8 protein-coding genes, 1 tRNA gene and 1 riboswitch are annotated in these 12,866 nt (G+C 59.8%); of the genes, 4 read left to right on the plus strand and 5 right to left on the minus strand.

The features are described from left to right. The first annotated feature begins 612 nt into the window (after window positions 1-612). Window positions 613-1,818, plus strand: coding sequence for a porin (locus GH657_RS04755; protein ID WP_153099651.1), 1,206 nt, complete (start codon window positions 613-615; stop codon window positions 1,816-1,818). 336 nt (window positions 1,819-2,154) lie between these two features. After that, a protein-coding gene (locus GH657_RS04760; RefSeq protein ID WP_153099652.1) for an IS3 family transposase occupies window positions 2,155-3,515 on the plus strand; the annotation gives its coding sequence in 2 pieces (ribosomal slippage) (window positions 2,155-2,622 and window positions 2,625-3,515; 1,359 coding nt in all). A gap of 63 nt (window positions 3,516-3,578) precedes the next feature. Here the strand turns inward: GH657_RS04760 and GH657_RS04765 are convergent. From GH657_RS04765 to GH657_RS04775, 3 genes are all read right to left on the minus strand, one after another. Continuing rightward, window positions 3,579-3,654 (minus strand) — tRNA-Thr (locus GH657_RS04765). A 59-nt stretch (window positions 3,655-3,713) separates the two neighbouring features. Further along, on the minus strand, window positions 3,714-4,730 hold the full coding sequence (locus GH657_RS04770; RefSeq protein ID WP_153099653.1) for a class 1 fructose-bisphosphatase: 1,017 nt from the start codon (window positions 4,728-4,730) through the stop codon (window positions 3,714-3,716). A 153-nt stretch (window positions 4,731-4,883) separates the two neighbouring features. Beyond that, window positions 4,884-5,816: a LysR family transcriptional regulator gene (locus tag GH657_RS04775; protein ID WP_153099654.1), complete on the minus strand. Its 933-nt coding sequence runs from the start codon at window positions 5,814-5,816 to the stop codon at window positions 4,884-4,886. 119 nt (window positions 5,817-5,935) lie between these two features. Between GH657_RS04775 and metE the strand changes: the two genes are divergently transcribed. Further along, the gene (gene metE / locus GH657_RS04780; protein ID WP_153099655.1) at window positions 5,936-8,257 is read left to right on the plus strand and encodes a 5-methyltetrahydropteroyltriglutamate--homocysteine S-methyltransferase; all 2,322 of its coding nucleotides are present in this window, start codon (window positions 5,936-5,938) and stop codon (window positions 8,255-8,257) included. 94 nt (window positions 8,258-8,351) lie between these two features. Here the strand turns inward: metE and pepN are convergent, their stop codons facing one another. Further along, window positions 8,352-11,045: an aminopeptidase N gene (pepN, locus tag GH657_RS04785; protein WP_153099656.1), complete on the minus strand. Its 2,694-nt coding sequence runs from the start codon at window positions 11,043-11,045 to the stop codon at window positions 8,352-8,354. 196 nt (window positions 11,046-11,241) lie between these two features. Between pepN and GH657_RS04790 the strand changes: the two genes are divergently transcribed. After that, window positions 11,242-11,934 carry a DUF4136 domain-containing protein gene (locus GH657_RS04790; RefSeq protein ID WP_153099657.1) on the plus strand — a complete coding sequence of 231 codons (693 nt, stop codon included), beginning with the start codon at window positions 11,242-11,244 and terminating at the stop codon, window positions 11,932-11,934. A gap of 119 nt (window positions 11,935-12,053) precedes the next feature. Here GH657_RS04790 and GH657_RS04795 read toward each other — a convergent pair whose 3' ends face one another. Continuing rightward, window positions 12,054-12,626, minus strand: a complete 573-nt coding sequence (locus tag GH657_RS04795) for a TMEM165/GDT1 family protein (RefSeq protein WP_153099658.1) — start codon at window positions 12,624-12,626, stop codon at window positions 12,054-12,056. A gap of 9 nt (window positions 12,627-12,635) precedes the next feature. Next, a riboswitch (yybP-ykoY riboswitch) is annotated at window positions 12,636-12,861 on the minus strand. Between the last annotated feature and the right edge of the window lie 5 nt (window positions 12,862-12,866).

Here is a 12,866-nt window from a genome sequence, read left to right on the forward strand (position 1 = left end):
ATCTTTCTCCTGTGTGGAGCGATTATCGGCCTGGCTCGCCGTTTTACGCTAGTGCGATAACAAAAGCCTACATTCTGTGTTGCATTAACCGCACAGTTCCAGGTGTATCAAATTAGATTAAAGAAAATATGACAATTATTGTTATTGGATTGTTGTTTCGCGCGGATGCAATGACATTCAATGACATTGTCAGGATATGTATTTATCTCGCAACGTTTGAAGCAGCAAAACCCGTTTGGGGTTCAGTTCTTGTGTCGTGCTACATGCCTTTGCCACGGCGACAAGCTTGGGCTCTGATCTACAGCCGCACCCTATTACTACAACCACGGCGGTACCAGGCTCAAACTGCAAGGACCAAAGATCGTGCAATACAGGATCCAGGATCCTGTATTTGGCCCTTTGACCGTGCGATTTTTAACCGGTCAACTGTGCGAGGGCATTTTGTCCAGGTTCATACAGACAATTTCAAGATGCTTGTCTCTGAAGAAAACTTAGTATTCACGGCATTTTTCCGCTGATGGGACCATCTGAGGATGAAATGGGATTGCCGCGGTCGCACCAGACATGCGCTGTGGCATAGGTAATTCTTGGAGGAGACTCTGGAGAGATTTGATGAGAAAGCGAGGTAGGGTCGTGGCGAGTGCGGCGGGTTTATTGGCCGGCATTGCGCATGCACAAAGTGGTGTAACGCTGTATGGGGTTGTGGATAGTGGTATCACTTATCAAAGCAGTCAGACCAAGCTGGGCTCGACAACGGGTGGCAAGGCGAACGTGAGAACGACCACAGGTTCCTGGGCGGGTAACCGCTTTGGCCTGAAAGGCGCGGAAGACCTGGGCGGCGGGACAAAGGTTATTTTTCAGCTTGAGTCAGGTTTTAACCTGAACACGGGTGAGCATCAATACAACCAGGCGCTCTTTGGCCGCCAGGCTTGGGTTGGGTTGACGCATCCGGCCTATGGCACGCTGACTGCCGGGCGGCAATACACCTCGTATTACAGTCTGCTTTCGGCTTATAGTCCGACGAACTGGCTGACGGGGTTCTACGGCGCACATCCAGGCGATATCGACGGGCTGGATAGCCTTTATCGCACGAACAACGCGCTGGTTTATACATCGCCCAAGTTGTACGGATTCACCGTGAGCGGTTCGTATGCCTTCGCGGGCATTCCAGGCAGTGTGAGTCAGGGATCGACATGGAGTGGTGCGATTCAGTACACCAATGGGCCGGCCGGAATTGCAGCGGGTTTGACTCGCAGTAATAACGCTACGCCTGGCGGTGGTGTTTATAGCGCTGCATCGACAACGCATTCGGGAGGACAGCCTGGCTTGTCCGCGCTGACGAACGGCTATCAGAGCGCACAGGCGCAGCAACGCTTTGCCGTGACAGCGGGTTACAAGTTCAGTTCAACATGGGATATGGCGCTGTCTTATTCGAACGTGCAATACATTCCAGGCGTCGCCTCGAAATACACCGATACGGCTATTTTCAATACCGCGGGCGCGGTACTGCACTGGAAGCCTGACGTCGCGTGGGATTTTGCCACTGGCTATAGCTATACATGGGCGACTCAGGCGAATGGCATCAAGAACGCCGCGCAATATCACCAGGTCACATTGTCCGAGTACTACACATTGTCGAAGCGCACGGGCCTGTACGCGTTACAGGGGTTCCAGCGGGCCAACGGCCAGACGCTGGGCACTGCAGGCGCGGGCAAGATCATCGGTGCGACCGCAACGATCGGCGATGGGTTTCAGTCAGCGCCTGCATCGTCAGCTAGCCAGTTCGCGGCCAGCGTGGGGATTGTTCACCGGTTTTGACGGGGCAGACTGACTGACCGGCTAGCACGGGCGGCCTGTATGCGGAAAGCTAACCTTGCGTGAACTGAACTGCCTTCTCCCCGAAGTTGGAAGGTTCAGGAAGACTGGACGGCGAAGGGCTGGGTTCTGTACTGCACGGACTCAGCCCTTTTAGTTTCAGGCGAGCCTTATGGCTTGTGCGCAGCCGGACGGTAGCAACAAATGCGGGTTTGCGTTGCCCGGATTTGCCCGGATTTGCCAACACCATGCCTGCATGGCTACAAAAAGCAAAAAGCCCAGCCGGATTGAACTGACCCCCAAGAGTTGGACATAACTCCAATCGTTGGGGGTTTTTTCATGACGAAGTATGACGAGGCGGTTAAGCTCCAGGTGGTTCAGGAGTATTTAGATGGTCGAGGCGGTTTGCGGCACGTGAGTCAGAAGCACGGAATTGGCTATTCGGTGTTGCGGCGCTGGGTGGGCGCTTTTCGGCAACATGGTGAGGCCGGGCTTCGCAAGAAGCACGAAACGTATAGCGCAGAGTTCAAAATGTCGGTGCTCCAGCATATGTGGCGTCACGAACTGTCGTACCAACACACGTGTGCGGTATTCGACTTGCGCGAGGCCAATAGTGTGAGCCGCTGGGAGCGCCAGTATCATGAGGGCGGTCTCGAAGCCCTCAAGCCGCGCCCCAGGGGGCGGCCACCCAAGATGTCACAGCCCAAACAGCACACCCAACCGACGACGCCAGGCGATGAGCGCCCACGCGAAGACTTGCTCAAAGAAATCGAATACCTGCGCGCGGAGGTGGCGTACCTAAAAAAGTTGGACGAGCTGCTCCGGGCCAAGGAGCAGACAGCGCCAAAGAAAAAGCGCAAGCGGTGAGCGTGTTGCGCGAGCATCATCCGCTCGGGGCACTGTTAAGCATTGCAGGCTTGGCGCGCAGCACGTTCTATTACCAGATGGCTGCACGCAAAGCCGGGGATCATCATGCCGAGCTTAAAGCCAGGATTTCTCAGATATTCGCTCGACATAAGGGCCGCTACGGCTATCGCCGTGTGACGGCGGCCCTGCGAAAGGACGGCAGCTTAGTCAATCACAAGACGGTGCAGCGTTTGATGTCGGTATTGCGACTCAAATCGCTGGTACGGCCCAAGAAGTATCGCTCGTACCGCGGAGAACTCGGTCGAGTCGCGCCGAACTTGCTCAAGCGCCAATTCGAGGCGAGCAAGCCCAATGAGAAATGGGTGACGGACGTCACGGAATTTAACGTCGGTGGCAAGAAACTATATCTATCGCCGGTTTTGGATCTTTATAACGGCGAAATCATCGCTTGGGAAAGTAGCGAACGCCCGGATTTTGCACTCATCCAGGGAATGCTAGATAAGGCATTTAGACGCCTGTCGCGCGGCCAAACGCCGATGCTGCACTCCGATCAAGGTTGGGCTTACCAAATGCGCGCCTACCGGGAGCGGCTCGCCAAGCGAGGTTTGGTGCAAAGCATGTCACGCAAAGGTAATTGTCTGGATAATGCCGCGATGGAGAGCTTTTTCGGAACCCTCAAATCAGAGTGCTTTCGCTTGGCCCGCTTCGATTATGTGGAGCAACTGCGCAGCGCTATTGCTAACTACATCCACTACTACAACCACGAGCGCATCAAGCTAAAGCTAAAAGGGCTGAGTCCTGTGCAGTACAGAACTCAGCCCTTAGCTGCATAACTTAACCGTCCAACTTTACGGGGTCAGTTCAGGATAAGGCTGGGCTTTTTGCTTGAATCTTGATGGTGCCGGAGAGAGGAGTCGAACCCCCGACCTTCGCATTACGAATGCGCTGCTCTACCAACTGAGCTACACCGGCGTCCCGTTACGAGAACCGCGATTATATGGATTTTTTCAGCTACTTGACAAGCCTGACGGTCAATTTTTTGTTTCGAGATGGTAGCGTGTGACGCGTTCCACTTCGTTTTTCGAGCCGAGGAACACCGCAACCCGTTCATGCAGACTTTGCGGTGCGATCTCAAGAATTCGCCTGGTGCCATTGGTGGCCGCGCCGCCCGCCTGTTCGACGATGAACGCCATCGGGTTGGCTTCGTACATCAGCCGCAACTTGCCCGGTTTGTCGGGCGTGCGCTTGTCGGCAGGGTACATAAAGATGCCGCCACGGTTCAGGATGCGATGGACATCGGCCACCATCGAGGCAATCCAGCGTGTATTGAAGTTGCTCTGGCGCGGGCCTTCCTGGCCTTCGAGCAGCTCGCTGACATAACGCTGGACCGGTGGATACCAGTGGCGCTCGTTCGACGCGTTAATGGCGTATTCGCGGGTATCCGCCGGAATGCGCATGTCGTTTTGCGTGAGCACCCATGAGCCGAGTTCGCGGTCGAGCGTAAAGCAGTTCACGCCATTGCCCGTGGTGAGCACCAGCACGGTTTGCGGCCCATACACCGCGTAGCCCGCGGCAACCTGCTGCGTACCTGGCTGCAGAAATGAGGCTTCGGTGGGCTGCTGACCATCGGGGCAGCGCAAGACCGAGAAAATCGTGCCAATCGAAACATTCACGTCGATGTTCGATGAACCATCGAGCGGATCGAACACCAGCAGATATTCGCCCTTTGGATAATTGCTCGGAATCGGGAAGAACGTTTCCATTTCTTCGGATGCCATGCCCGCCAGATTGCCACCCCATTCGTTGGCATCCAGCAAGATTTCGTTGGACAGAATGTCGAGCTTCTTTTGCACTTCGCCCTGCACGTTCTCGCTGCCCGCGCTGCCGAGCGCTTCACCTAAAGCGCCTTTGCTGACGTGATAACTGATCGCCTTGCAGGCCCGTGCCACGACTTCGATCAGAAGGCGCAGATCGGCAGGCAGGTTATTGTTTTCGCGTTGTTGCTCGATCAGGTATTTCGTAAGCGTGGTGCGGCGCTGTAAAGCCATTGCAGGACTCCGGAAAAACGAAAGGGCCGAAAGGGCCGAAAAAGGCCAAGGGAAAATGCGAAAGAATCCGCGATTTTACCCGTCTATGCCGTGAGCCCTGGCGTTTCGTGGTTTGAGCGTCGCATCGTTCGTGTTCAACGCCGTCCACGGCGCTCAAAGCAGCTCGATTTGCGGCAGGCTCACCACGCTGGTTTCGCGCATGATCGAAACGAAATCGGCCGCGTAAGGCCGCGTGGCAAACGCGGGCAAGGTGGCGGCGTATAGCTCGCCTGTGAGTGTTGCGCCTGCCGCCGTCAACACGGGGCGGGCGCTGACGTAGTGTTTGTCGAGATAGGTAGCGACCGCCCATAACGGTAGCGCAGCCACGCCGCGACGGCTTGCCACGAGCTGCAGAATGGCGACGGTGAGTTCGGAGGTGCGGCGGCGCGGTTCGATACCGGCAGGTCTCAGCACCTGGCGCACGATGTCGAGCATATCGTCTGGCACCGGATAGGTGATGAGGGTTTCGTGACGGAAATCTTCCGCGATGAGGTGGGACTGTTGCGCCAGTGCGTGATCGTTACTCACGAGCCCAACGATCTGGAAGCGAAACAGCGGATGATGCGCAACGGCCTCATCGGGATCGGCTTCGGCGACGATCGCCAGATCCGCGCGGTCCTGATGCAGCAAGCCGATCGGGTCAGCGTGAAAGCCTGACACGATATCGAGCTCGACCTCCGGCCAGCGTTGACGAAAGACATCCATCGCGGGCATGAGCCAGTCGAAGCAGGTATGGCATTCCACGGCGATACGCAGTGTGCCGCCCGTGCCGAGCGCGAGGCGGGCAATATCGCGCTCGGCGGCTTCGATCGCGGGCACCACCTCTGCGGCGAGCGCCAGTAGCCGTTTGCCACCGGGCGTAAAGCTGAGCGGCGCTGATTTACGCACAAAAAGCGGCATGCCGAAATGCGCTTCAAGCGCCTTCAACTGATGGGATAGCGCGGATTGCGTCAGACATAAAAGCTGGGCGGCGCGTGACAGGTTGCCGGTATCGCGCAAGGCGGCTAGCGTTTGCAGATGCCGGAGTTCGAGGGGGGAGCGGATCATGGGGCAGGCAATGGAGAGCGGTTACGGATCATGAAAGAAATTCATAATAATTCACAAAAACTTTCGTTTGAATAATAAATCGCTGAAATGAATACTGGCGTCCATCTTTGGAGGACACCATGAGCACTGCACACATCCTGGGTTTTCCGCGCATTGGCGCGGAGCGTGAACTGAAATTTGCCCTTGAGCGCTACTGGCGCGATGGCATGACCGACGCAGGCGCGGCCGCGCTGCGTGAGACGGGCTGCCAGTTGCGGGCGAGCCACTGGAAGACGCAGCGTGAAGCGGGTTTGACCTACGTCACCGTAGGCGACTTCGCCTGGTACGACCACGTGCTGACAACCCTGGCCCATGTGGGTGGCTTGCCGCAACGTTTTGGCTTCGATGCGGCGCAACTGACACTGGCGCAGTACTGCGCGATGGCGCGTGGCAACGCAGCGCAGCCCGCGATGGAAATGACCAAATGGTTCGATACGAATTACCACTATCTGGTGCCGGAATATTCGCCGCAGACGCAATTTGGCGCGGGCGTCGAATGGCTTTTCGAAGAAGTCGAAGAAGCCCATGCCGCAGGCCATCGGGCGAAGGTCGCGCTCGTGGGGCCGTTGACGCTGCTTTGGCTAGGCAAGGCGCGTGAGGGTTTGAGCGACACGCTGAGCTTGCTCGAGCGGCTGTTGCCTGCGTATCAGAGGTTGCTGACGCGTTTGCGCGAACAGGGGATCGAATGGGTGCAGATCGACGAGCCTATTTTCGCGCTGGATTTGCCTGACGCCTGGCGCGCAGCGGCGCCCGCAGCGTATGCCGCGCTGGCGCCGCATGCGCCCAAGCTGCTGTTCACGACGTATTTCGCCGATGTCAGCGAGCATGCCGCATGGCTCAAGGCCCTGCCCGTGGCCGGGCTGCACCTTGACCTCGTGCGTGCGCCCGCGCAACTCGATGTGTTCATCGACGCTTATCCGGCTGACAAAGTGTTGTCATGTGGCGTGGTCGATGGCCGCAACGTCTGGCGCAATGATCTGGATGCAACGCTAGCCCGCCTCACGGCCGCGCGTGAGCGTCTGGGTGAGCGGCTCTGGCTCGGCAGCAGTTGCTCGCTGCTGCACACGCCGGTCGATCTCGGTCATGAGAAGAAACTCGATGCCGAGTTGCGCGCGTGGCTCGCGTTCGCGGTGCAAAAAGTACGCGAAATCGCGCTTTTGCGCGATGCGCTGACTCAAGGGCGCGGTGCGGTAGCCGCTGAGTTCGACGACGCCCGCGCAGCAAGCGCCGCGCGGCGCACGTCGAGCCGGATTCACAACCCGCTGGTGCAACGCGCCCTGGCCGAATTGACCGAGGCGCAAGCCCGGCGTGAATCGGTTTATGCACAGCGGGCACAGGCGCAGCGTGAACGTTTTGCCTTGCCGCTCCTGCCCACGACCACGATCGGTTCGTTTCCGCAAACGGCCGAGATTCGCGCGGCTCGCGCCGCATACAAGCAGGGCAGCCTGAGCCATCTCGACTATCTCGAAGCGATGCGCCAGCACATTCGCCTGGCGATCGACAAGCAATTGGCATACGGGCTCGATGTGCTAGTGCATGGCGAAGCGGAACGCAACGACATGGTTGAATATTTCGGCGAGCTGCTATGGGGCTACGCGATCACCGAAAACGGCTGGGTGCAAAGCTATGGCTCGCGCTGTGTCAAGCCGCCGTTGATCTACGGCGATGTGTATTTGCCCGAGCCGATGACCGTGGGCTGGGCCACGTATGCGCAATCGCTCACCGATAAACCCGTGAAAGGCATGCTGACGGGGCCCGTGACGATGCTGCAATGGTCGTTCGTGCGCGATGACCAGCCACGTTCGCAGACCGCCTTGCAGATCGCGCTGGCGCTGCGCCAGGAAACCCAGGCGCTCGAAGCCGCGCACATCGGCATGATCCAGATCGATGAGCCCGCATTACGCGAAGGCTTGCCGCTCAAGGCGCGCGAACGCGCCGAATATCTCGCGTGGGCGGTGCATGCGTTCCGTGTGGCGTCATCGGGGGTGAAGGACGAGACGCAGATTCACACGCATATGTGCTATTCGGAGTTCGGCGACATCCTGGCTTCGATTGCCGCACTCGACGCCGACGTGATTTCGATTGAAACGACACGCTCGAACATGGAGCTGCTCGATGCCTTCGAAACCTTCGACTATCCGAATGAGATTGGCCCGGGTGTCTATGACATTCACTCGCCACGGGTGCCGACATCCGACGAGATGGCCGCGTTGATTGGTCTCGCGCTGGAGCGGATTGCGCCGCAACGTTTGTGGGTGAATCCGGATTGCGGCTTGAAGACGCGCGATTGGCAACAGGTGGATCCGGCGCTGCTGGCGATGGTCGAAGCGGCGAAGAAAGCCCGTGCCGCGCTGGCGCTGAAACCGAAGAAACTACAACAACCCGCGGGCGCGCTGGTCTGAAGCCTGAGGACGGGCTGGGACGATCAGCGTGAAGGATGGCAATGGGCGCCTGGCATCAGGCGCCCATTGCGTTTTGTCGCGGCGTGAGCGGGATTTACTTCAAGGCTTTTTCCACGATTTCCCGCACGTCCCGCGATTTGGCTTGTGCGGCGACCTTCTCTAGCGCGGCGTGCATGCCCTCGCGCAGAACCGGCGTGAAGCGCCGCCAGAGTTCTAACGAACGTGCTAAACGCGCGGCAACCTGAGGATTGAGCGCATCGAGCGCGATGACCTGCTCCGCCCAGAACGCGTAACCCGAGCCATCCGCGGCGTGAAATTGCGCCGGATTGGCCATGCAGAAGCTGAAGATCAGCGAGCGGGCACGGTTCGGGTTTTTCAGGTTGAACGCGGGGTGTGTCATCAGCTTGCGCACTACGTCGATGACATTCCGCGTGGCGCTGCCGCGCTGGGTTGCCTGTACCGCGAACCATTTGTCGATGACGAGTGGCTGGTTTTCGAAACGGCGATAGAAATCATCGAGCGCGGCCTCGGCCTGGGTGCCGCCGCTGGCTGCCGCGAGGCTGATCAGTGTGACGAGGGCGGCGGCGCGGTCGGTCATGTTGTTCGCTTCGGCGTACTGCGCACGGGCCAGGCGTTCGGCGTCGGCGGTGTCGTCCAGTTCAGCCAGATACGACAGCGCGAGATGCTTGAGCGCACGTTGTCCCGCTGCTTCCGGCGTCGCGGCGTAGGGGCCGGGGGTACGGTTGTGCTCGTAGGCGACGCGCCATTCGTTCCTGAGTTCATGCGCCAGACGCTGACGTACAAACTGTCGTGCCTGATGCACCGCCGCCGGATTCGATTCGGCCATCTGTTCGGCGAGATAGGCTTCGGAAGGCAGCATGAGCGCCAGTTCGCGGAAAGCGGGGGTGAGCGTTGCATCATTCAGCACGCGTGCGAACGCGGCGCTGAAGGCGTCATCCAGTTGCAGCGGTGCGCCGCGTGCGGCTTGCCCGGCGAGCGCGAGCAGCTCACGCGTGGCGAGCCGCTGGCCGGCCTCCCAGCGGTTGAAGGGATCGCTGTCGTGAGCGAGCAGGAATGCCAGTTCGTCCACGCTGTAATCGTAGGCCACGATCACGGGCGCGGAGAAGTTGCGCAACAGCGAGGGCAGCGGCCGCGCCGCAATATCTTCGAAGACGAAAGTCTGCTCGGCTTCGGTCAGTTCCAGCACGCGCGTGGTGCTGGCGGCGGCGTGGGCTTCTCCCGCGAGACGCAGTGGGAGATCCGCGCCACGGGCGTCGATCAGGCCAAGGGCAAATGGAATCAGCAACGGTTCAAGGGGGCGGGCGGCGGCATCGGGCGTCTGCGGGCCTGGCTGCTGCCTGAGGCTGACGCTATAGCGGTATGTCGCAGCGTCGTAGTGAGTGTCGACGGTCACGCGCGGCGTGCCCGCCTGGCTGTACCAGCGCTCGAATTGCGTCAGATCGCGCTGGTTCGCATCGGCGAGCGCATGGCGGAAATCGTCACAGGTCACCGCCTGGCCGTCGTGCCGCTGGAAGTACAGGTCCATGCCACGGCGAAAGCCCTCACGGCCAAAAAGCGTCTGATACATCCGCACGACTTCCGCGCCTTTTTCATAGACCGTCATCGTGTAGAAATTGTTGATCTCGGTGTAGCTTTCCGGACGCACCGGATGTGCCATCGGGCCCGCATCTTCGGCGAACTGCGCCTGGCGCAGCACGCGCACGTCTTCGATGCGCTTGGTCGCGCGCGCCGCAGCGTTGTGCTCGCCGCCCGCCATGTCGGCAGAAAATTCCTGATCGCGGAATACCGTCAACCCTTCTTTCAGGCTGAGCTGGAACCAGTCGCGGCAGGTGACGCGGTTGCCTGTCCAGTTGTGAAAATACTCGTGGCCGACCACGGCTTCCACATGAGCGAAGTCCGTATCGGTCGCGGTTTCGGGGTTCGCCAGCACGTACTTCGTGTTGAAGATGTTGAGCCCCTTGTTTTCCATCGCGCCCATGTTGAAGTCGCTGACTGCGACGATCATGAAGCGCTCCAGATCCAGCTCCAGGCCAAAGCGGGTTTCGTCCCAGCGAATGGCATGGATCAGCGAATCCATCGCATGCCGGGTTTTGTCGAGGTCCTGCGGTTCGACCCAGACTTGCAGCAGTTTGGTTTGCCCCGAGCGGCTGCGAATGCGCTCTTCGAGCGCAACCAGCTTGCCCGCGACGAGCGCAAACAGATAGCAAGGCTTGCGAAACGGATCTTCCCAGCGCGCGAAGTGGCGGCCATCGGGCAGATCGCCCGTTTCGAGCAGATTGCCGTTGGAGAGCAACACGGGATACGCGGCCTTATCCGCGCGCAGCGTGACGTGATAGGCGGACATCACATCCGGGCGGTCGAGAAACCACGTGATGCGGTGAAAGCCTTCCGCTTCGCATTGCGTGAAAAAATTGCCGCCCGAGACATAAAGGCCCGATAGCGTTGTGTTTTGCCCAGGATTACAGCGGCCCACCAGGGTGAGCTCGAACGCGTCTGGCAGATGCTCGAGTGTCAGGCCGTGTTCATGTGCGCGGAGAGCGGTATACGGCGCGCCGTCGAGCGCCGCGCTGACGAATTCGAGTTGCTCGCCCGCGAGCTCGAGTTGCCCGGCTCGCGCCGCATCGGGATTGCGCCGCATGCGCAGCGTGCTGGTGACTGTCGTGCAAGCGGGCGCGAGATCGAATTCAAGTGTGACCGTGTCGATCAAGAAGGGCGGCGGCGCGTAGTCGGCGCGGTGAATCACGGTGGAGGAGGTGGAATCGGCCATGAGCGTCGGAAGTGAAAGAGTGGGTTGGGTCGCCTGAAGCGCCGGGAACGCCGGCGCTAGGCAGCACGATTGCGCTGCAGGCATCCGGACGAGGCGTCTCATTGTACAAAGGCGCGTCGCGCATTGTGCCGTCTGCCTGGCTCAGCGTATTATCTGGGCGCTTCAAGCGAGCGATGATTGCCCTGAAAGGAAGACCATGACACTCCAACGATGGACCCGCCCCATCACCCTCGCGCTAGTCGCGCTGGCTGCCCTGCTATCCGGTTGCACCACCTACGTGACGAGCCAGGTGACGGCATTTTCTGACTGGAGCGGCGCCGATGCCGCCCGCACCTATGCCTTCAACCGCGCCGCAGGCCAGCAAAACAACCTTGAGCAAGCCACCTACGAACAGCTCGTGGCCAATGAACTGGCCACACATGCCTTCTATCAGGTGAAACCCGCTGAGGCGAACTACCTGGTGAAGCTGGCGTATAGCGTGCGTCAGGACACGATAACCGTGGCGCAGCCGGTGTATTACTCCAATCCCTGGCCGTATTACTGGGGCGGGCCCATTGACCCATGGGGGCCTTACGGGCCATTTCCGGCGGGTTATGTGAACCAGAGCTATCCGGTGTTTGCACATAGCCTGAACATCCGGATCGCGGAGCGTGTGAGCGGCAAGGAGGTCTATCGCGTGGAGGCGCGCAACGTCGATCAACAGCCCGCGCTGGTCTACGCCATGCCGTATCTCGTGCGCAGTGCCCTGGCGGATTTTCCGCTGGGTAATGGCGTGGTCCGCACCGTCAGGATTCCGTTGGCGCCTCCTGCCGCTGGCCGCAACGAGGTGCCCGTGGTTACCCCCGCGATGCCCGCTGCACCGGCTTCCGCGGTGAAGACGGTGCAATAGCACGCCAATAGCACGCCAATAGCACGCCAATAGCACGCCAATAGCACGCCAATAGCACGCCAATAGCACGCGGCGGGTGGGCGCCGCGGCAACGTGGGCCTGGCCGCTGCGCGCCTTGACTAAAAACCCACGCCCAAAACCAGCAAGATCCCGAGCACGACAAACATGACCGCCGCGATTCCGTGCACCAGCCTGGGCGACAGCGCATGAGCGAAACGGTCGCCGAGGAGGATCGCGGGCACGTTCGCCAGCATCATGCCAAGGGTCGTGCCGAGCACCACGCCAAAAAAATCATGGAAACGCGCGGCAAGCGCCACGGTGGCGAGCTGGGTTTTATCGCCCATTTCCGCGAGAAAAAAAGTGATGACCGTTGCGCCGAAAACCCCGAGCTGGGTCCGGGTGGCGCGCGCATCGTCGGCATCGAGCTTGTCGGGAATCAGAATCCATAGCCCCATGGCGATAAACGATGCCGCTAGCACCCAGCGCATCGCGCCCGGTGTGACGAGTGCGCCCAGCCAGGCGCCCAGCGCACCCGCGCCGGCATGGTTCACGAGCGTGGCGACCAGCACCCCGAGAATGATCGGCAGCGGCTTGCGATAGCGCGCGGCGAGTACGAGTGAGAGCAACTGGGTTTTATCACCGATTTCAGCGAGCGCGACGGCGCCGGTGGAGATCAGGAAGGCTTGAGTCATTTTTGTGGGGTATCCCCGGGCCGAAATGTGTGCGAGCGACGATCCACGACACACCGGGCCCGATAGCGGTAGTCATGGATCATCGGTCTCGCCAGGCCAGAGGCTGCGGCTGCCATGGCCCGACAGGCCAAGTTTGTTGACAGGCGCCCCCGCAGCGTGCGCGCCAGGTCTCTGAGTGAAACGGCTCAGAAGACGTGGAGCCAGTGCGGGGCGGCTACTCCCCAATGAAGGGCGGAGTCT

The organism is Paraburkholderia hayleyella, from assembly GCF_009455685.1.
Lineage (GTDB): Bacteria > Pseudomonadota > Gammaproteobacteria > Burkholderiales > Burkholderiaceae > Paraburkholderia > Paraburkholderia hayleyella.